15 protein-coding genes are annotated in these 18603 nt (G+C 74.4%); 9 read left to right on the top strand and 6 right to left on the bottom strand.

Translation table 11 applies throughout. The features are described 5' to 3' along the window. Nucleotides 1-3: 3 nt before the first annotated feature. Nucleotides 4-540 carry a hypothetical protein gene (locus WMF24_RS05395; protein ID WP_437735271.1) on the bottom strand — a complete coding sequence of 179 codons (537 nt, stop codon included), beginning with the start codon at nucleotides 538-540 and terminating at the stop codon, nucleotides 4-6. Between the two features lie 224 nt (nucleotides 541-764). On the opposite strand from WMF24_RS05395, the gene WMF24_RS05390 reads away from it, so the two are divergent. Next, nucleotides 765-1112 carry a hypothetical protein gene (locus WMF24_RS05390; protein ID WP_437735270.1) on the top strand — a complete coding sequence of 116 codons (348 nt, stop codon included), beginning with the start codon at nucleotides 765-767 and terminating at the stop codon, nucleotides 1110-1112. 327 nt (nucleotides 1113-1439) lie between these two features. Here the strand turns inward: WMF24_RS05390 and WMF24_RS05385 are convergent, their stop codons facing one another. Then, the gene (locus WMF24_RS05385) at nucleotides 1440-2435 is read right to left on the bottom strand and encodes a metal-dependent hydrolase (RefSeq protein ID WP_437735269.1); all 996 of its coding nucleotides are present in this window, start codon (nucleotides 2433-2435) and stop codon (nucleotides 1440-1442) included. A 544-nt stretch (nucleotides 2436-2979) separates the two neighbouring features. Here WMF24_RS05385 and WMF24_RS05380 point away from each other — a divergent pair. Together WMF24_RS05380 and WMF24_RS05375 are read left to right on the top strand one after the other, a co-directional pair. After that, a complete protein-coding gene (locus WMF24_RS05380; protein ID WP_437735268.1) occupies nucleotides 2980-3777 on the top strand; it encodes a GNAT family N-acetyltransferase in 798 nt (265 codons plus the stop codon). 31 nt (nucleotides 3778-3808) lie between these two features. After that, complete coding sequence (locus WMF24_RS05375; protein ID WP_437735267.1) at nucleotides 3809-4558, top strand: iron-containing redox enzyme family protein; 750 nt, start codon at nucleotides 3809-3811, stop codon at nucleotides 4556-4558. A 3-nt stretch (nucleotides 4559-4561) separates the two neighbouring features. Here the strand turns inward: WMF24_RS05375 and WMF24_RS05370 are convergent, their stop codons facing one another. Then, nucleotides 4562-5383, bottom strand: coding sequence for a type 1 glutamine amidotransferase domain-containing protein (locus WMF24_RS05370; RefSeq protein WP_437735266.1), 822 nt, complete (start codon nucleotides 5381-5383; stop codon nucleotides 4562-4564). 75 nt (nucleotides 5384-5458) lie between these two features. Between WMF24_RS05370 and WMF24_RS05365 the strand changes: the two genes are divergently transcribed. From WMF24_RS05365 to WMF24_RS05350, 4 genes are all read left to right on the top strand, one after another. Further along, complete coding sequence (locus tag WMF24_RS05365) at nucleotides 5459-6373, top strand: LysR family transcriptional regulator (RefSeq protein ID WP_437735265.1); 915 nt, start codon at nucleotides 5459-5461, stop codon at nucleotides 6371-6373. Between the two features lie 29 nt (nucleotides 6374-6402). Continuing rightward, nucleotides 6403-7308: a sulfotransferase domain-containing protein gene (locus WMF24_RS05360; RefSeq protein WP_437735264.1), complete on the top strand. Its 906-nt coding sequence runs from the start codon at nucleotides 6403-6405 to the stop codon at nucleotides 7306-7308. A 61-nt stretch (nucleotides 7309-7369) separates the two neighbouring features. Continuing rightward, on the top strand, nucleotides 7370-9739 hold the full coding sequence (locus tag WMF24_RS05355; RefSeq protein ID WP_437735263.1) for a serine/threonine-protein kinase: 2370 nt from the start codon (nucleotides 7370-7372) through the stop codon (nucleotides 9737-9739). Continuing rightward, nucleotides 9736-11421 carry a protein kinase domain-containing protein gene (locus tag WMF24_RS05350; protein WP_437735262.1) on the top strand — a complete coding sequence of 562 codons (1686 nt, stop codon included), beginning with the start codon at nucleotides 9736-9738 and terminating at the stop codon, nucleotides 11419-11421. The genes WMF24_RS05355 and WMF24_RS05350 overlap by 4 nt, the downstream gene beginning before the upstream one ends. Nucleotides 11422-11429: 8 nt before the next feature. Here the strand turns inward: WMF24_RS05350 and WMF24_RS05345 are convergent, their stop codons facing one another. The 3 genes from WMF24_RS05345 to WMF24_RS05335 form a co-directional block, all read right to left on the bottom strand. Further along, entirely contained in the window at nucleotides 11430-12500 is a 1071-nt protein-coding gene (locus WMF24_RS05345) for a helix-turn-helix transcriptional regulator (RefSeq protein ID WP_437735261.1), read from the bottom strand. 105 nt (nucleotides 12501-12605) lie between these two features. Beyond that, the gene (locus WMF24_RS05340) at nucleotides 12606-13472 is read right to left on the bottom strand and encodes a LamG-like jellyroll fold domain-containing protein (protein WP_437735260.1); all 867 of its coding nucleotides are present in this window, start codon (nucleotides 13470-13472) and stop codon (nucleotides 12606-12608) included. A 236-nt stretch (nucleotides 13473-13708) separates the two neighbouring features. Further along, nucleotides 13709-15073, bottom strand: a complete 1365-nt coding sequence (locus tag WMF24_RS05335; RefSeq protein WP_437735259.1) for a sigma 54-interacting transcriptional regulator — start codon at nucleotides 15071-15073, stop codon at nucleotides 13709-13711. 353 nt (nucleotides 15074-15426) lie between these two features. Here WMF24_RS05335 and WMF24_RS05330 point away from each other — a divergent pair, with 353 nt between their 5' ends. Next, a complete protein-coding gene (locus WMF24_RS05330; RefSeq protein ID WP_437735258.1) occupies nucleotides 15427-16959 on the top strand; it encodes a hypothetical protein in 1533 nt (510 codons plus the stop codon). A 137-nt stretch (nucleotides 16960-17096) separates the two neighbouring features. Continuing rightward, nucleotides 17097-18599, top strand: coding sequence for a phytoene desaturase family protein (locus tag WMF24_RS05325; protein ID WP_437735257.1), 1503 nt, complete (start codon nucleotides 17097-17099; stop codon nucleotides 18597-18599). Nucleotides 18600-18603 lie beyond the last annotated feature (4 nt).

Genomic DNA, 18603 nt, shown 5'->3' with positions numbered 1-18603 from the left:
CGTTCACGGCGCCCTCCCGTCGCGCTGCTGCGCGCGCAGGAGCTGCTCGCGATGTACGAGCTTCGCTCGATAGATCGGCGTCCACCCTGTGCCCTTCCCCTCGCGGTACTCCGCCATCGAGGGGAGATCGAACGTATCGAGCTGGACGACGACGCTGTCGGCGTCCGGATGCCTGGCGAGCACCTTGCCGGCCCAGGAAGCCACGAGCGAGCGCCTCACCGTCTGATCCTCCTCCAGCCAGAACATCCCGATGATGTTCCCGACCCGGATGTCTGCTTCACGGCTCACCCCCGTCTCCAGGACATCGGTGGAGCTCTCCCCGTTCGCGCCGTTCACCAGAAAGCTCGCCGAGAGCGTCGTTCCGACCCCCGGAGCGAAGAACGAATACCCGCTGTCGGCTCCGGAGATCATGCTGTAATATTTCACCGCCCGGCGCGCCCAGCCCTCGTCTCCGAGGCCGACGTGCAGAGCGCCCAGACAGACAACAACGATGTGCGCCGCCGCTGCGGCGAGCAGCAGGATGGCGCGTCTTCGGTCCATGGTTGTTCCGTTCATGCAGCTCCCCCCCAGGGTGCCCGCGACGCCGGCACCTTGCCCGACCGGACGACCCTTGTTGCCGGCACGGCGCCGCCGGGGCCGAGCGTCGACTCGGCCCCGGCGGCGCCGTGAACCGTCAGCGATCAGCGCTGACCATCCGCCAGGCTCACGACAGGTGTCGGGAGCCCGGCCGACGGGGAAGCGTCGGACCGGAAGCCCCAGTGGCCGTGAAACCCGCGGTGGCCGCGGTGGCCGTGAAACCCGCGGTGGCCGTGAAACCCGCGGTGGCCGTGAAACCCATGGTGGCCGTGAAACCCATGGTGGCCGTGAAACCCATGGTGGCCGCGGTGGCCGCGGTGGCCGTGAAAGTGCGAGCGGGCGCTCGCGTCCGCCGGGCTGGAGGCACTCGTCTCCTGGACGAGCGCGAGGTCCTCGATCGGCGTGGTGCTGGCTGCACGGGCGAGCGGAGCGACAGCAATCGTCGCCGTGGTCACGAGAGCACCGATGAATTGCAACTGTTTCATTTTCGATCCCTACCCCTCTACCCGAGCATGCTGACTGGTGATGCCGGGTGATGTGTGGCGGCTTTGCACGCTGCGCGCCATAATGCGTCTGGGGCTCGAATCGCCGGCAAACCCCGCTGCGCGCGGGCAAAACGCAGCAGGACACGTGGAGACGACCGGGCTCGAGCGATGGATCCGGCACCACGCTGTCGACAGGCGACGGCGCGAGCACGCCAGGACTTGCTCGAACGCGCAACGGGGGCCGATGCTGCTGAGCCTGCCGGAGGGGCAGGTCTCGATGAAGCGAACGAGCGGCCCGGCGCGGCCGGGGTACGCACGACAAGCTCCCTTCTGGCCCCCCGAGGCTCGCGGCCGCCGTGCGACGGCAGGCGCGGGGAGCTACTCGCGCCAGCGGTCGAGGAGCTCACGGGCGGAGCCGCCGCGCTCGAGGCGCGCGCGCGTCACCGCGCCGTCGGGGGCGACGTCGACGATGAACTCGAGCGTCGGGTCGCCGCGCAGGTGGTAGCGGAGGTCGGCGATGCGCACGGTGGTCCCGCCGTCGCCGGCGGGGGCGTGGCGGACAACGGGGAAGCGAGCCCAGGCGAGCGCCTCGCGCACGGTGGGGACGGCCGCGACGCGGGCGGGGACAGGGCCGCTCGGCGCGCGCGCGACCCGGCGCTCCTCGGTCGGCGCGCCGCCGAGCAGGTCGACCGTGCCGGCGGCGTACGCGTCCTCGTACGTCGCGAGGAAGCGCCATGTCGTCACGCCGAGCAGCGCGGGGAAGACGGCGACGCGCTGCGCTCCGGGGTGGGCGGCGGCGACGCGGGCGACGAGCACCTGCTGCGTCGCGATCCGGCCGCCGACGTACGCGGCGGCGACGGCGGCCCCGACGAGGATCGCGCGCCGCCAGCGCGCCGGCCGGCGCCACGCGACGAGCGCGCCGAGGGCGAGCGGCAGCGTGACGAGCGGGTCGAGCACGCCGGTCCAGTCGAGCGTCAGGCGCGCGTCCGAGAACGGCAGGAGCAGGCGCGTTCCCCACCCGGTCCAGAGATCCGGCAGGAGGTGCGCGAGGAAGACCGAGAGGACGCTGAACGCGTAGACCGGGCCGAACCGGGCCCGCCGCCGCAGGACGAGCCAGGCGACGCCGGCGGCCACCGCGGCCACCACCGGCGCGAAGAGGAGCGCGTGCGACGGCCCGCGGTGCGCGCGCAGCGTGCGCAGCACCGCGTCCCCCGCCGGCCAGAAGTAGTCGAGATCCGGCAGCTCGGCGGCGATCACGCACGCGAGGAGCACGGCGCGGTCGGTCGGCGACGCGCGCCCCTCGCCGGGCCCCACGTCGGGGCGGCGCACCGCGCCGACCGCCAGCCCGAAGAGCCCGTGCGTGAGCGAGTCCATGACGGTCGTCAGCTACCTCATGGCCCCGAGCCAGCGCAAGGCCGTGACCCGCGCCAGCCGGCCGGAGGGCAGGCGCCGGCCCGCGGCGCGCAAGGGGGCCGAGGGCGGCGCTCCTCGCGCCGGTCGAGGCGGGCGAGCGCGGTGCGGCGACGGTCCGCTGTCTCCGGCCGGAGCCACGGGCGGGCCTGACGAGCTCGCCACGGTGTCTCCAGCGGAAGCCACGCCCGCGAGCTGCCGCGCAGAAACGCGCCCAGCGCACGACGGAGACCCACGGCACGCGCGTTGCCATTCCCACAGGACACCTGCGCACGCCGCGAGCTCCCGCCGGGGCGAGCCGGCGATGGCGCGGTGAGACCTAGAACGCCGATCACGTTGAGCGAGCGAGAAATGAACCGCCAAGGCGCCAAGGACGCCAAGACGGAGAGAAGATCTTGGCGTCCTTGGCGCCTTGGCGGTTCGAAGTTCCGCTCGTTTCAGGCGGGTTCAACCCGTTTGTTGCTCTAGACACCTCTCAGAAGGCCTGCGCTGAAGGCCGGAGGAGCCGATGATGACCTCGATTCAGTGCCGTATCGCGCACACGCGCAAGGATCTGGACGACGCGCTCCGCGTCCGCTGGGCGGTCTTTGGCCAGGAGCTCGGTCTCCTCGCTGCCGCCGCCGCGCCGCGTGAGATCGACCCGTACGACACGCTGGACACCACACTTCATGTCATCGCCTACGCGGACGGAGAGGCCATCGCGACGACACGGCTGCTCTTGCCGAGCCCCGAGGTCGCGCGCGCCCGCGGCGGCCGCCTCGGCGTGGACCTCGAATCGAGGTTCGATCTCGGCGCCCTCCGCGCTCCGGGTCTCTCGCTCGCGGAGGTCACCCGCTTCTGCGTCCTCGATCGGCACCGGAAGAGCGGCGCCCTGGACGCGCTGCGCGCCGCCCTGATCGAGGAGAGCCGCCGCCGCGGCGTCACGCACTGGATCGCCGCGGTGAACGCGGAGACCGACGACGCGGAGGACGCCGCGATCATCCTCCAGGTGGCCGCCGCGCTCGGGCTCGTGTGCGCCCGCGTGAAGGTCTCCCCGCTCGGCGGCGATCACCCGCCGGCCTCGCCGGGCTCCCCCTTCTATGGCGAGGCGGAGCGCGCGCGCGCCCGCGCCGGCGCGCTCGGCGGGCTCCGGCTGCCAAGGCCGCTCCGGGTGTTCACCCGCCGCATGGCCGCGCGCCTCGTCGGCCCGGCGCGGTACGACAGCCGCTTCCGCCGGTTCGCCATTCCCCTGTTCGCCTCGGTCGAGGAGCAGGCGACGGCGCCGCGCCCCGCGACGACAGCGCCCGTGACCCGTAAGGCCGCCTGAGCGAGCCGGACAACTCGAACGGAGGAACACCATGGCAAACCACGAACAGGACTGGATCGCCGCCCTCGATCGCGAGGTCGCGGCCCTTCTCCTCCGCCTCGACGCGGATCCGGCAGCCCGCCGGCTCGTCGACGGCGCCGCGACGGCCGCCGAATACGCGGCCTTCCTGGAGCAGATCTATCATTACGTGCGCTGGACGCGCCCGCTGTGCGCCCGCGCCGGCGCGCGGCTCGCGGCGAGGTGCGCCGGCGCCCCGGGCGAGGCCGGCGCGCCGGGCGACGCGGAGGGACGCGGCGTCCTCGCGGCGCTCCTGCTCCGCAAGGCAGAGGAGGAGTCCGGGCACGAGCGATGGGCGCTCGAGGATCTCGCCGCCCTCGGGCGCGACCCGCAGGCGGTGATGCGCGCGGAGCCCGCGCCGGCGACGAGGGCCTACATCGCCTGGAGCCGCTACACCGCGGAGGCGGGCGCGCCCGAGGCCTTCCTCGGCACGGCGTACGTGCTGGAGGCGCTCTCGGCCCGCCGCGCCGGAGACGTCGCGGCGCGCCTCGTGGCGCGGGCCCGCATCCCCGGCGTCGCCGGCGCGGTGCGGTTCGTCCAGGGGCACGCCGACGCCGACCAGGGGCACGTGCGCGAGCTCGCGGCCCTGCTCGCGACGATCGCCTGCCCGGAGGCGCGGGAGGCCATCCTGCTGTCGGCGCGGATCACGCGGACGCTCTATCCGGACATGATCGCCGGCGCGCTGGCCAGCGCGGCCGCGCGCGCGCAGGTCGCCGAGGGGTAGACCTCAGCGCGCCTCGGGGCGGAGCAGGCGGACCATCGCCTCGGCGACGCCGGCGGCCGACGCAGGGTTCTGCCCGGTCACGAGGCGCTCGGCGACGACGACCTGCTCCTGCCACGGCGCCGCAGGCTGGAAGAGCGCGCCGCGCTCGACGAGCCGATCCTGGAGCAGGAACGGCACGACGGCGTCGAGCTTCACCGCGCGCTCCTCCTCGTTCGTGAACGCGCTCACCGCCTTGCCGGCGACGAGGTACTGCCCGGACGAGAGGCGCACGTTCACGAGCGCCGCGGGCCCGTGGCACACGGCGCCGACGACGCCGCCGCGCTCGTAGATGCTCGCGGCCGCGCGCGCGAACGCCTCGCTCTCGGGGAAGTCCCACATCGTGCCGTGCCCGCCGGCGAAGAAGATCGCGGCGTAGCGCGACGGGTCGACGCTGGCCGCAGGCAGGCTGTCGTGGAGGCGCCCCGCGAGCGCGCCGCCGTCGAGGAACGGAGCGCCGGCCGCGTCGGCCCTATCGACGCCGTCGAGCGGCACGCGGCCGCCGCGCGTCGAGGCGAAATCGACGGCGATCCCCGCCTTCGTGAACGCCGCGTACGGGTGCGCGATCTCGGGCAGGTAGGCGCCCGTGGGCTCCCCCGTGGCGCCCTTCCTGTCGTGGCTTGTCATGGCGATGAGCACGCGCTGGGTCATCTCGTTCTCCTTTGTCCGTGGCTGGTCCGGGTGAGCGCTGTCGGGCGCGGAGCCGCCCGCGCACGAGACGGCGAACAGGGCGGCGAGCAGCGATGCGAGCGCCGCGCGGCGCCCGGGGTGACGATCCCGATCGGTCATGCCCGAGTCGTAGGCTCTCCGGCGCGAGCCCGGTAGACGACGGCATGGCGAATCATTTGTACTACGATGTTGAGAATGGTCGCCCCTTCGCTCGCCGGCACGCTCCCGAACGTCGAGGCGTTCTGCCGCACCTACGAGACGGGGAGCTTCACCCGCGCCGCGCGCCTGCTCGCCGTCACGCCGCAGGCGACGAGCCGGAGCGTCGCGCGGCTCGAGCGCAGGCTGGGCGTGACGCTCTTCCGGCGCACGACCCGGAGCCTCGCGCCGACCGACGAGGCGCGCCGCTACTACGAGCTGTGCACGAAGGCGCTCGCGCTCCTGTCCGCGGGCGAGCGCGCGCTCGCGAGCGAGCGCTCCTCCCCCGAGGGGCTCGTGCGCATCAGCGTCCCGACGACGTACGGCCACCACCGCCTGCTCCCGGCGCTCGGCGTGTTCCGCGAGCGCTACCCCGGCATACGCCTCGACATCCAGGTGTGGAACCAGAACATCGACTTCGTCCGCGACGGGCACCACCTCGCGATCCGCATGGGGGCGATCGCCGACAGGACGCTCGTCGCGCGCAAGCTCGGCGACTTCGCGCTCGGCGTGTACGCGAGCAGCAGCTACCTGGCCCGGCACGGCGCGCCGCGCTCGCCCGCCGATCTCGAGAAGCACACGTGCATCGCCTTCCAGATGCCGCGCTCGGGCCGGGCGCTCCCGTGGGTCTTCCACCCCGGCCCGACGACGCTCGTCCCCGACGCCCGCTACAGGTGCTCGGAGGACGTGCTCGGCATCATCGGCCTCGCGCGCGCCGGCGTCGGGCTCGTGCAGACCTACGACTTCCTCGTCGAGGACGACGTCGCGCGCGGCACGCTCGTGCAGGTGCTCGCGCCGTTCCGGGGGGCGAGCCGGCCGTTCTCGCTGATTCACCCGAGGGGCACCGTCCTGTCGCCCGCCGCCCGCGCGCTCAAGGCGTTCATCATCGAGCGCGAGGCCGCGCGCGCGAAGTGATAACGTCACGGCCCATTCAAGGAGGAAGCATGATCGAACAGCAGAGTCCGCCGGCCGCGGCGCCCCGCAAGCGGCCCACGAACGCCGAGGAGTTCAGGGCGCTCTCCGCGGAGCGGAGTCCGTTCGTCGTACCCCCGTTCCAGCCGCGTCCGACGGACATCCTGATCGCGACGTTCCCCAAGTGCGGCACCACCTGGACGCAGCAGATCGTCCACGGGCTGCGCACGCGCGGGTCCATGGATTTCGAGGAGATCTCGTTTGTCATCCCCTTCATCGAGGTCTCGCCGCTGCTCGGCATGGACCTCGAGGCGCCGCAGCCCGCCGAGCCGCGCGCTTACAAGACCCACCTCCCGTGGACCCAGGTGCCGAAGGGGGGAAGATACATCTACGTGATGCGCGACCCCGCCGACACGCTCGTGTCGTTCTACCATTTCATGAGCGGCATGCTGTTCGAGCCCGGCACGGTCGACATCGAGACGTTCAGCGCCGAGGCCTTCTTCAAGGACGCGCCGTTCGGGGGCTACTGGGAACACCTGCGCTCGTGGTGGGAGCAGCGGCGCCGCGACGACGTGCTCTTCCTGTGCTTCGAGGACATGAAGCGCGATCACGCGGCGGCGGTCCGGCGCATCGCCGCGTTCATGGGCGTCTCGGACGAGCAGGCCATCGCCGTCGCCACCCGGCAGTCGACCTTCGAGTTCATGCGCGCGCACGAGAGCCAGTTCGATGATCACCCGACGACGGCGGCGATCAGCCGCGTGATGGGGATGCCGCCGGCGCGGACGACGAAGGTCCGCGCCGGCCGCGTCGGCGACGGGGCCGGCCTGCCGGCGAGCGTGCGCGCCGCGCTCGACGACGCGTGGAAGCGCTGTCTCGAGGCGCCGCTCGGCGTCCGCTCGTACGAGGAGCTGCGCGCGCGCCTGGCCAGCGAGGCGTGACGGACACGCCCGGCTCGTGGAGCCGTGATATCCCCTACGGTGCAGCGCCCTCGTTCACACCGTGGAGACAACGCGCACCGCCCCGGCCTCGCCCTCGATGGAGGGCGCCTCCTGCCCGATCGGGCCGGGCGAGGCGCTGGCGGGCCGGTACGCGATCGAGCACCTGATCGGCGAGGGCACGTTCGCCTGGGTGTTCGCCGCCCTGGATCTCCAGGCGGCGCCGCCGCGCCGCGTCGCGCTCAAGGTCCTCCGCCCGGAGCTCGCGGGCGAGCCTCGCGCGCTGCGCGGGGTCGAGGCGCGCGAGATCGCGCTGCTCGTTCGCGTCCACGCCGCGCGCCCCGCGCCCAACGTCGTCCGCCCGCTCTCGCCCGAGGTGCTCGCGCACCGGGGCGTCCACGTCCTCGTCCTGGAGCTCGTCGAGGGGCCCTCGCTCGGCGAGGTGCTCGCCGGCGGAAGCGCGCTCGGCCCGGCCCAGGCGCGGCGCATCGGCGCGGGGATCGCGCGTGGCCTCTCGGCCATCCACGCGGCGGGCGAGATCCACCGCGACCTGAAGCCCTCCAACATCCGCCTCCGCGCGGGGGGCGAGCCGGTGATCGTCGATCTCGGCGTCGCCCGGGCGACGCTCGGTGACGAGGCGCCAGGGAGCACCCGGCGCGCGTGGATGACCCCGCGCTACGCCGCGCCCGAGCAGCTCGCCGGCGACGACGCCGGCCCCGCGAGCGACGTGTTTGCGCTGGGCGCGATCCTCCACGAGATGTTCACCGGCCGCCTGCCGGCCGACCCGCGCGCGCCGCGGCGCGCCCTGCCGGGCGACATCGCGCGGATCGTCCGCCGCTGCCTCGCGCAGGGCCCCGCGCAGCGGCCCACGGCGGCCGAGGTCGAGGCGGCGCTCTCCGCGCGTCCGAGCGCCGCCGCGCCCGGCAGCGCCGGCCGGTGGCGCCCGGCGTGGAGCGGCGTCGCGCTCCTCCTCCTCGCCGGCTGGGTGAGCTGGCCCCCGGCGCTCTCCGACTCGGGGTGGGCGAGCGCACCCCGCCCGCTCGCGCGCTCCCCCGCGGCCGGCGCGCCCCGCGGCGACGACCTCGTGCACGACGGCGGCGATCGACCGGGCTCGCTCCGGGAAAGCGCGCCCGTCCTTGCCATGCGCCTCGGCGACGAGGCACGGCAGCTGCTCGCCGCCATCGCGGCGGACGCCGAAGGGAACGTGTGGCTCACCGGGTCGGTGCGGGGCGCCATCGAGCTCGGCGCCCTGCGGCTCCAGGCCGACGGCTACGGCGACGCCTTCGTCGCCAGGCTCGGCCCGGCCGGCGACGCCCTCTGGGCCAGGCGTTTCGGCGACGAGGACTGGCAGGCGAGCGCCGCCGTCGCCGTGGATCGCGCCGGCAACGCCGTCATCACCGGGACGTTCCACGGGTCCATCGACTTCGGGAAGGGGCCGCTCAGGAACCCGGCGAGCGGCGATGTCTTCATCGCCAAGCTCGACCCGGAGGGCAACGCGCTCTGGAGCAAGCGCTTCGGCGACGGGAGCGAGCAGGGCGGCAACGCCGTCGCCGTGGACGGGGCGGGCGACATCGTCGTCGCCGGGCACTTCAGCGGATCCGTGGATCTCGGCGGAGGAGCGCTCCGGAGCGCCGGGCGATACGATATCTTCCTGGCGAGGCTCGACACCGACGGGAACACGCGCTGGAGCACGCGCCTCGGCGATCCTGCGGAGCAGATCGCGTACGGGCTCGGGCTCGACGCGAGCGGGAACATCGTCCTGATGGGCGCCTTCGAGGGCGCCATCAATATCGGGGGCGAGCGGCTCACGAGCGCGGGCGACATGGATGTGTTCGTCGCGGGGTTCGACGCCGACGGCCGCCCCCGGTGGAGCCGGCGCTTCGGCGGCCCGGAGCACGACATCGCCTGGCGCGCCGTCGTCGACGCCGCGGGCGACGTCACGATCGCGGGCGGCTTCCGGGGCACCCTGGCCGTCGAGGGCCGCCGGCTCACGAGCGCGGGCGGCGTGGATCTCTTCGTGGCCCGCCTGGACGCCGGCGGCCGTCTCCTGTGGATCCGGCGCCTGGGGGGCCCGACCGATGAGCTCGGCACCCTCGCCGCGGGCGTGGACGGTGAGCCCATCGTCGTCATGCAGTCCGCGGAGGCCCTCGATCCTCCCGGCCGCGTGCCCCACGGCCGCCTCTCCGCGGCGCGGCTCGACGCCCGAGGGGTCCCCACGAGGATCCAGGGCGTCCGCGGCGCGGGGAGGAGCCACGGCCTCCTGGCCACCGTCGCGCGCGCGAACGACCTGATCCTCGCCGGCTCGTTCGAGGGCGCCCTGACGTTCGGCGCCGACGGCGACGTGATGAACAGCGCCGGGGACACCGACATCTTCTTCGCCCGGTTCCTCCTCGCCGCCGAGGGCGCCTCCACCGCGGGCGGGGCGCGCCCGTGACGCCCCCCCGCGCGCCGGAGGCGCCTCGCCCGTTCGCGTGCGGCGAGGTGCTCGCCGGCCGCTTCGCCGTCGAGCGCCCGATCGGCGAAGGGTCGTTCGGCTGGGTCTTCGCCGCGACGGACCTCTCCGAGCGCCCTCCGCGCCGCGTCGCGATCAAGGTGCTCCGGCACGAGCGCGCGGCGGAGCGCCGGACGCTTCGCCGGTTCGAGCAGCGGGAGCTCGCCCTCTTGCGGCGCGTTCACGCGGCGGCCCCCGCGCCGAACGTCGTCCGCGCGCTCTCGCCCGTGCTGTTCGCCCACCGCGGCCTGCCCTTCCTCGTCCTCGAGCTCATCGAGGGGCCCTCGCTGCGCGAGGTGCTCGCTGCGCGCGGCCCGCTCCCGCCCGGCGAGGCGCGGCGGATCGGCGCAGGGCTCGCCCGCGGCCTCGCGTCGATCCACGCGGCGCTGGGCGTCCACCGCGATCTGAAGCCGAGCAACGTCCGCCTGCGCGCGGGGGGCGAGCCGGTCATCCTCGACCTCGGCATCGCGAGGGCGCTGTGGCTCACGCAGGAGACGACGGCCAGCGCCCTCCCGTGGATGACCCCGCGCTACGCGGCGCCCGAGCAGCTCGCCGGCGGGCCGGCCTCCCCGGCGAGCGACGTGTACGCCCTCGGGCTCCTGCTCCACGAGATGCTCGCGGGCGAGGTCCCGCTCGCCGGCCGGACGCGCGAGGAGACGCGCGAGGCGCGCGAGGCGCGCGACACGCCGTGTCCGCCGGCCGCTGGCGCCGCCCTCCCGGAGGATGTCGCTGCCCTGGTCCGCCGGTGCCTCGCGCGCGATCCGGCGCGCCGCCCCGCGGCCGCCGAGGTCGCCGAGGCCCTCGCGGCGCCGGCGCGCCCGAGGGCCGCCGCGCGCCGCGCGCCGCTCGGCGTGGCGGCGCTGCTCCTCGCCGCGGGGGGCGCCTCCTCGGCGCTCGGGCTGCTCCCGGGCGCCCGCGCCGTGACCGGCGCCGCGCCGGTCGCCCTGTACCCGCTCGACGATCTCGCCGGCGCCCGCGCGGAGGATCTCGCCGGCGGGAACGACGCCCTCCTCGTCCATGGCCCCGCGCCCGTGGCCGGCAGGATCGGCGGCGCGCTGCGGTTCGACGGCGTCGACGACCACGTCGAGGCGCCCCACGCGGCGAGCCTCGATGTCGGCCAGGGCGATCTCACCATCACGGCCTGGCTACAGACGACCTCCGCCGAGGGCATCCAGGTGATCGTCGACAAGCGGGACGAGGGCCCGCGCGGCGTTCACGGGTACTGCGTCTTCCTGTCCCGGGGCCGGCTGAGCGTGCAGCTGGCCGACCGCGACGCTTCCCCGAAGTGCACGATGGTCGCCTCCACCGCGTGCACGAACTACCTCTCCGGCGCCTTCGTCGCCGACGGGCGATGGCACCACATCGCCGTGACCGTCGACCGGCGCGCCGTCGACGGCGGCACGTTCTACGTCGACGGCGCCGTCGCCGGGCGCTTCGACCCGACGGCGCGGCCGCTGTCGCTCGACAGCCGCGCCCCGCTCCGCATCGGCAGCCGCTCGTCGAGCGAGAGCGGCTTCTTCCGGGGCGTCCTCGACGAGGTCGCCCTCTACCGGCGCGCGCTCTCGCCCGAGGAGGTCGCCGCGGCCGCCCTCCAGGGCGCCGCGCCCGGCGCCGGGCCGCGGTGACGCCCGGATCAGCTCCGCGCCGTCGCGCGGGCGATGAGCGCTGCCCGGCTCGGCACCCCGAGCGCGTCGTAGACCCGCTGCAGGTGCTTCTTGATCGTCGCCGGCGTGCACCCGAGATCGTCGGCGATCAGCGCGTTGTCCCAGCCGCGGAGCACGCGCTCGGCCACCTCGACCTGCCGGTCCGTGAGGCGCCCTCTCCACGTCGCCGGAGCCGCCGCCACAGCCCCCTCGCGCAGCTCCACTGCCCACAGGGTCCGCCCCTGCTCGGCGAACGGCACGAGGTCGACGCGCAGGTGTCCGTCGCGCGTACGCCGCGTCCAGGGCGCAGCGCCGGCGCCGGGCGTTCCCGCCGCCGCGCCGAGCGCGCCGGCGAGCGGCGCCGGGAGGGCGCCGGCGCTCCGCTCTGCGGGCGCGAACCAGCGCTCGAGCAGCGCCTCGGCGCCCGCGCTGCGCGCCAGCACGGATGCGGGCGGCGCGACGACGAGGATCTCGACCCCCTCGCGGCGGAGCGCCGCCTCCAGCACATCGCCGCGCCGCGCCGCGTCTCCGAGACGGCGGCACGTCCGGATCGCGGCCGCGATCGACGGGGCGAGCTGCTGCAGGAGGGCCCGCTCGCGGTCCGAGAACGGGCGCCGCCGGTCGCGGTAGAGGGTGACCCCGCCGTGCCAGTCCGGCTCGACGGCGAGCAGGACCGCCATGGCCTGCTCGAGCCGCACCCCGAGCTCGCGGCTGCGCCGGAACATCACGCTCCGCTCGATCGCCGCGCGGGGCAGCATCTCGCTCTCGCGCAGCACGACGTTCGGACGCTTCATGACGGCGCTGCGGACGAAGTCGTCGGGCGCGAGCTCGGCGTACCCCGCGAACAGCTCCGGCGGCAGATCGGCGACGGCCCAGTCGTACGCCGTGGGATGCCCGGGGAGCGAGACGCAGAGCGCGCCGTGGTCCGCCGGCACCAGCCGGCAGAGCGCGCCGTACGCCCCGCGCAGGACCTCGTGGAGATCCAGGGAGCCGTGCAGCAGCTCGAGGAGCTCCCAGGTGATCCGCTGCTCCCGCGCCGTCAGGTGGATGGGGGATCGCATCGGTGATCGAGACTACCGGACGCGCCGCTCGCCGCGCCCGCGGATACCACCAAAGGGGTACGCGGCGCGCGCGACAGCGTCCGGGGCGGCGGCGGCGAGCTCAGCTCACGGGAGCGCGTACTTGCTCCGGAGGTACCCGTCGACGGCGCCGCGAGCGCCCTCCGACAGCGCGCTCTCGTAGACGAGGATCTCCGCGAGATCCCCGTGCATGTAGTAGCTCGAGAACCAGGCGCCGATCTGCAGCAGGATCCACGGCCCTGTCGTGGTGAAATCGTGGCTCGAGGCGAGCTCTCCGTCCCTGTAGACGGTCATCGTCGATCCGTCGTAGCGCGCCGACAGGGCGTGATAGACGCGCGTGTTCCCGAGGGTGGATGTGATGATCGGCATGTCGTTGCCGAGCCCCACGAACAGCGCCTGGCTGCCGTTCTCCCACCGGATCTGGTTGTTCGGCGAGGTGTTGCCCGGCCCCAGGATCATGCTGAAGACCTCGGCTGTCTTGCTGTTCTTGCCGACGATGAAGATCGTGAAGCGGGTCGGCTCGAGCTGCTCGGCGAGGAAGAGCGAGTGCCAGCCCTGGAACCGGATGACCGGCTTGCCGTTCAGCGCGCCGGAGACGAGCGTGGGCTGCGCCGCCGCGTTGGTCTGGGTGGCCGTGTTCCCGTTGCCGCTCTGGTCCTGCCACGACGAGACCTTGCCGGCGCTCTGCGTGATCCCCGCATTGGCGCGCAGCCACAGCTTGAGCGCGCCCGTGGGGACGCGGCCCATGCAATGCGCGTCGTGGGTGCCGCAGGCGCCTCCCGCGACGGCGAGGGCGGCCGCCGCAGCGGAGCCGAGATCGTCGGCGAGCTCCGGTGGCGCGCCGTCGGTCGTCCCGGCTTCTCCCTGGCCGTCGCCCTCCGTGGCCTCGCCGAGGCACGCGAGCAGGGACGCGGAGAGGGCGAGCAGCGAGCACAGGGCGATGGATCGCTTCATGATGTCTCCTCTGGGGCGTGCTGCCGGCAGCGCCGCGGCCGACGTGACGTCAGGCGCGACGGACGACCGGACGCTCTGCGTCGCCGCGCGCCGCGGGAGGCGCCGCCCCGATCACTGTGGGACGAGCGACCGGGCCGCGGAATACCACCTTGGTGGCACGGCGGAGCCGGTCACATTGCGGTCCTCTCCTCGCGGGTCGATGCCGCGGGACCCGACGGGCTCGGGGCTCCAGGCCGTCAGTCGGTCTCCGGCGGCCCTTCGACGCTCCCGCGCAGCCCGAACCGGTGGATCAGCGTGTAGGCGAACTTCCTGCCGATCCCCGCCAGCTCTGCGGCCTGCGACACGTTGCCCCCTGTCTGCTGGAGCGCGAGCTCGATGTAGGCCTTCTCGTACTCCCGCGCGACGCGGCTCCGGCCGGCGAGGAGCGGCTCGTCGAGGCGCACGTCGAGCCTGCCGGGCTCGGAGGGCGGCCGCGGCGCCGACTCCGATGCGGCGGGGTCCGGCGATCCGAGCGCGAGCGCGCGCGCCACGGCATTGCGCAGCTCCCGCACGTTCCCGGGCCAGGACTGCTCGGCGAAGAGGCCGATGACGTGCTCGGGGAGCGGCGCCGCGGCGGGGATGCGGCTGGCGAGCTGCTGCTCCAGGTGCCGCACGAGGAGCGGGATGTCCTCGGGCCGCTCGCGGAGCGGGGGGAGGCGGATCGGCACGACCGCGAGGCGGTAATAGAGGTCCTCCCGGAATGCCCCCAGCTCGACCGCGCGGGCCAGCGGGCGGTTCGTCGCGGCGATCACCCGGATGTCCACGCGGCGCGGCTTGTTGGCGCCGACGCGCCGCACCTCCCCGCTCTCCAGCACCCGCAGCAGCTTGGGCTGGAGCTCGGGCGGCAGCTCCCCGAGCTCGTCCAGGAACAGCGTGCCGCCGTCGGCCTCCTCGAAGAGCCCGACGCGCTCCTCGAGGGCGCCGGTGAACGCGCCCTTCCTGTGCCCGAAGAGCTCGCTCTCGAGGAGCGTCGACGAGGCGGTCGAGCAATCGAAGACGACGAACGGCCCGCCCGCCCGCGCGCTCGCCTCGTGGACGCCGCGCGCGGCGACCTCCTTGCCGGTGCCGCTCTCCCCCTCGATGAGCAGCGTCGTGTCCGTGGGCGCGACGCGCTCCAGGATCGCGAAGATCCGGCGCATGGCCACGCTCCTGCCGAGCAGGCCGCCGAACCGATCCCGCGTGGAGATCGGCAGCTCCACGATCGTGCTCAGCATCCGGAGCCGCAGGGCCGAGCTCCCGACAAGGATCGACGCGTCGGGCCGCGCGTAGGCGTCGCGCACCTGGACGCCGTCCACCGTCGTGCCGTTGCGGCTCCCCGGATCGATGACCCGGATCCGGTCCCGCTCGATGCGCAGCACGAGGTGCAGCCGGCTGACCATCCGGTCCTTGAGCTGGAGATCGCAGCCGGGATCGCTCCCGACCCGCGCCTCGGGGCCGGGGAGCTCGACGACGGCGCCGGCGTCGGGGCCCTGGACGATCTCCACGCGGATCTTGTTGGAGCGCAGCGTGAGCCGATCGGCGGGGGGCTGCGCGGTGAGGGTGCCGTCGTCGGAGCGGGACATGGAGGGCTCGTTCCGGGCCTCCGGTCGCGCGCCGGCGGACCTCGACCGAGCCACGTCATCGTGGCGGGGCGGCGGCCCAGGATCGAGCGTGCCAGCGCGCACGCAGGGGAGCAAGATTTCAAGGCAGCGCGGTCCGGCCGTCGTCCTCGCGCCCCGCGCTTCTTCGCGTGTCGTGCGCGACGCGCGTCCGCGAACGCCCGCGCGTACGACCAAGGTGGTATTCCCGCCGCGCGGCCCTCATGACCAGCTCTCGATCGTGGCGTGTCGGCCGCGCGTCCGCCCCGCGGGTCCATCCGGGAGCGCGATCCACACCGACGCTTCACGGGCCCATTGCTTCGCGGAGGAGGAACCTCATGAGCCAGCATGTTCGATGCGTCGCGCCGGCGCTGTTCGCGGCAATGTGGGTGAGCGCGGCCGGCGCGGCGCGCGCGGATGTGACCGCCTCCGGCGATGTGTGGCCCGCGAGCCCGGCCGACCCGTGGGACCTCGTGCCGAGCGCCCTGCTCGTCGGCGGCACGACGCAGGGCGTGCCCGGCTCGGGGAGCCTGCTCGTCTCCAACCGGGGGACGGTGCACAGCGCCGCCGCCATCCTCGGGGGGCCGTGGGACGAGGGCGACGGCACGGTCGAGGTCACCGGGTACGGGTCGACGTGGATCAACGAGGGTCTCCTCGAGCTCGGAGGACACGAGTCCTCCACCGGCACGCTGATCGTGCGGCGGGGCGCGCAGGTGGTCACCGGCGATCTCGTGGTCAGCGGGCCGTACCCCCACACCCACGGCACGGTGCTCGTCGAAGGATACGACGCGACCCTGACGAGCCGGTCCATGACCCACATCGGCCATATGTGGGGCGGCAGGCTCGATCTCCGGCGAGGCGCGACCTTCTTCTCGCACGACGTGCTGTTCGGTTACACCGGCTACAGGACCCCGCTCGGCCCTATCCACGCGAGCATCACGGGCTCGGGGACGAGCTGGGTGAACACGGGGATCTTCAACGTCGGCGGGGGCGGCAGGGCCGCGCAGATATCCATCTACCGGGGCGAGCTCTCCACGGTGAACGCCGCGGTGGTCGGCAACAACTACGAGAACAGCGTCGTCACGGTGAGCGGCTGGGGCGGCACCTGGACGAACCCGGGGCTCCTGGAGGTGGGGGGCGAGGCCGGGTTCGGCGGGGTGGTCCTCGGGGCTCACGGAGCGCTGGTGACCGGCTTGACGGTGCTCCGCTCGCGGGCCGGCGCGGGCTACATCCTCCTCGATGACGTCGACTCATCGTGGACGAACGACGGCGATGTCGTCGTCCTCGCGTCCTTGAGCTCTCCGGTGTATCCGGCGCTGCACATCGACGGCGGAGGATCCGTCAGCATCGGCGGCGCCCTCCAGGTCGCGCCGCTGCCCGGCGACCCCGGTGGCTCGAGCTGGGCCATCTACCTGAAGAACGGCGATCTCACCGCCGGCTCGATCGAGCTCCGGGACAGCACCGACTTCAGCTTCGTGGAAGGGCGGCTCGAGACAGGCTTCTTCGGGGGCGCTCTGTCCAACACGATATTCGGCGCGCTGGTCGTGGGCGAGGTCCATGCGTCGACCGTCATCGCCGGGAGCTATGGCCAGGGCAGGCTCGCCAGCATGAGCCTCACCGTCGCGGGGCCGAGCGCCGCGCCGCTCCTGTACGTCGACGGGGACGTGAGCCTCGACGGGGCGCTGGAGGTCCGCGCCGAGGACGCGTCCTTCCGCTTCCAGGCCGGGGACACCGTCACCCTGCTCGGCTGGAGCGGCGCCCTCGCGGGCTCGTTCTCCGAGGTGAACATCGCCCTGCCGCTCGCCCCCGGGCTCGTCTGGGACACCTCCGCGCTGTACTCGACCGGCGAGATCGTCGCCGTGCCCGACTGATCGCGGCCGGGCACGCGCGCTCGGTCGCCGGGCCCAGCGACGCCCGACAGATCGCGGCCCGGCGTACGCGCTCGGTCGCCGGGCCCAGCAACGCTTTTCGTTCCCGTCCACCCCGCGATGGGGTACCCCCTCCTCCCATGCCGGCTGCCCGGGGGCCTGACGCCGTGGATGCCGTGGTGATCGGGGCGGGCCCCAACGGGCTCGCCGCGGCCGTCGCGCTGGCCGGGGCCGGCCTCCAGGTGCGCGTGATCGAGGCGCGCGCCACCGTGGGCGGCGGCGCGCGCACGGCCGAGCTCACCGGGCCCGGCTACCGCCACGACGTCTGCTCCGCCATCCACCCGACCGCGGTCATCTCGCCCTTCTTCCGGACGCTGCCGCTCGCGGAGCACGGCGTCGCCTGGATCTACCCCGAGGCGGCGCTCGCGCACCCGCTGCCCGACGGCAGGGCCGGCGTTCTCTACCAGGACCTCGATCGCATGGCCGAGACGCTCGGCGAGGAGGACGCGGCCTCCTGGCGCGGCCTGTTCGCGCCGCTCCTCGCGCACGAGGGCGCCCTGTTCCGGGAGCTGCTCGGCCCGCTGCGCATCCCGCCGCGCCACCCGCTCCTGCTCGCGCGCTTCGGCCTCTCGGCCATCCGCTCGGCCGACGGGCTCGCGCGCGACACGTTCCGCGGCGACGCCGCGCGCGCGCTGCTCGCCGGCTGCGCGGCGCACGCGTTCCTGCCGCTCGAGGCGCTGTTCTCGGCCTCCTTCGGCATCGTGCTCGCCCTCGCGGCGCACGCCGCGGGCTGGCCGCTCGTGCGCACCGGCTCCCAGGCGCTCGTGGACGCCCTGGCCGCCATCCTGCGCGCGCGCGGCGGCGAGATCGAGACGGGCCGCGCGGTGACGTCGCTCGACGAGCTCCCCGAGGCGCGCGCCTACCTGTTCGACACGACGCCTTCGGCCATGGCCCGCATCGCGGGCGACCGCCTCCCGGCGGGCTACCGCCGCCGCCTCGAGCGCTTCCGCCACGGCCCCGGCGTGTTCAAGGTCGACTACGCCCTCGACGGCCCCATCCCGTGGAAGGCGCCCGCCGCCGCCCGCGCGGCCACGGTGCACGTGGGCGGCGCGCTCGACGAGATAGCGGCCTCCGAGCGGTCGCTCGACCGCGACGCGCCCGCGGAGCGCCCCTTCTGCCTCGTGGCGCAGCAGAGCCTCTTCGACGGCACGCGCGCCCCTGCCGGCAAGCACACGGCCTGGGTCTACTGCCACGTGCCGTCCGGCTGCGCTGTCGACATGACCCCGCGCATCGAGGCGCAGATGGAGCGCTTCGCCCCGGGGTTCCGCGATCTCGTGCGCGCGCGCGCCGTCCACGCCCCCGCCGCCTGGCAGCGTTACAACGAGAACTACGTCGGCGGCGACATCGCGGGCGGCGCCAACGACTGGATCCAGATCTTCGCGCGGCCGGTTGCGAGCCTCGATCCGTACGCGACGCCCAACCCGTCGCTCTATCTCTGCTCCAGCTCGACGCCGCCCGGCGGCGGCGTCCACGGCATGTGCGGCTACCACGCCGCCGCGGCCGCGCTCGCGCGCGTGTTCCAGCGGCCCGCGCCCGCCCTGGCCGCGCCGGCGCCCCGCGCCCAGCTCCCGCAGGGTGGGTAGCGGG

The organism is Sorangium sp. So ce1335 (assembly GCF_051521615.1).
Classification (GTDB): Bacteria; Myxococcota_A; Polyangia; order Polyangiales; family Polyangiaceae; genus Sorangium.
The sequence above is the reverse complement of the archived record's forward strand: the minus strand, read 5'-3'. Positions and strand labels throughout refer to the sequence as shown.

What these genes read in the sequence shown, in the direction of transcription:
- WMF24_RS05395 (WP_437735271.1), bottom strand. Translation starts at nt 540, where the DNA reads ATGGACCGAAGACGCGCCATCCTGCTGCTCGCCGCAGCGGCGGCGCAC.
- WMF24_RS05385 (WP_437735269.1), bottom strand. Translation starts at nt 2,435, where the DNA reads ATGGACTCGCTCACGCACGGGCTCTTCGGGCTGGCGGTCGGCGCGGTG.
- WMF24_RS05380 (WP_437735268.1), top strand. Translation starts at nt 2,980, where the DNA reads ATGATGACCTCGATTCAGTGCCGTATCGCGCACACGCGCAAGGATCTG.
- WMF24_RS05375 (WP_437735267.1), top strand. Translation starts at nt 3,809, where the DNA reads ATGGCAAACCACGAACAGGACTGGATCGCCGCCCTCGATCGCGAGGTC.
- WMF24_RS05370 (WP_437735266.1), bottom strand. Translation starts at nt 5,383, where the DNA reads ATGACCGATCGGGATCGTCACCCCGGGCGCCGCGCGGCGCTCGCATCG.
- WMF24_RS05365 (WP_437735265.1), top strand. Translation starts at nt 5,459, where the DNA reads ATGGTCGCCCCTTCGCTCGCCGGCACGCTCCCGAACGTCGAGGCGTTC.
- WMF24_RS05360 (WP_437735264.1), top strand. Translation starts at nt 6,403, where the DNA reads ATGATCGAACAGCAGAGTCCGCCGGCCGCGGCGCCCCGCAAGCGGCCC.
- WMF24_RS05345 (WP_437735261.1), bottom strand. Translation starts at nt 12,500, where the DNA reads ATGCGATCCCCCATCCACCTGACGGCGCGGGAGCAGCGGATCACCTGG.
- WMF24_RS05340 (WP_437735260.1), bottom strand. Translation starts at nt 13,472, where the DNA reads ATGAAGCGATCCATCGCCCTGTGCTCGCTGCTCGCCCTCTCCGCGTCC.
- WMF24_RS05335 (WP_437735259.1), bottom strand. Translation starts at nt 15,073, where the DNA reads ATGTCCCGCTCCGACGACGGCACCCTCACCGCGCAGCCCCCCGCCGAT.
- WMF24_RS05330 (WP_437735258.1), top strand. Translation starts at nt 15,427, where the DNA reads ATGAGCCAGCATGTTCGATGCGTCGCGCCGGCGCTGTTCGCGGCAATG.
- WMF24_RS05325 (WP_437735257.1), top strand. Translation starts at nt 17,097, where the DNA reads ATGCCGGCTGCCCGGGGGCCTGACGCCGTGGATGCCGTGGTGATCGGG.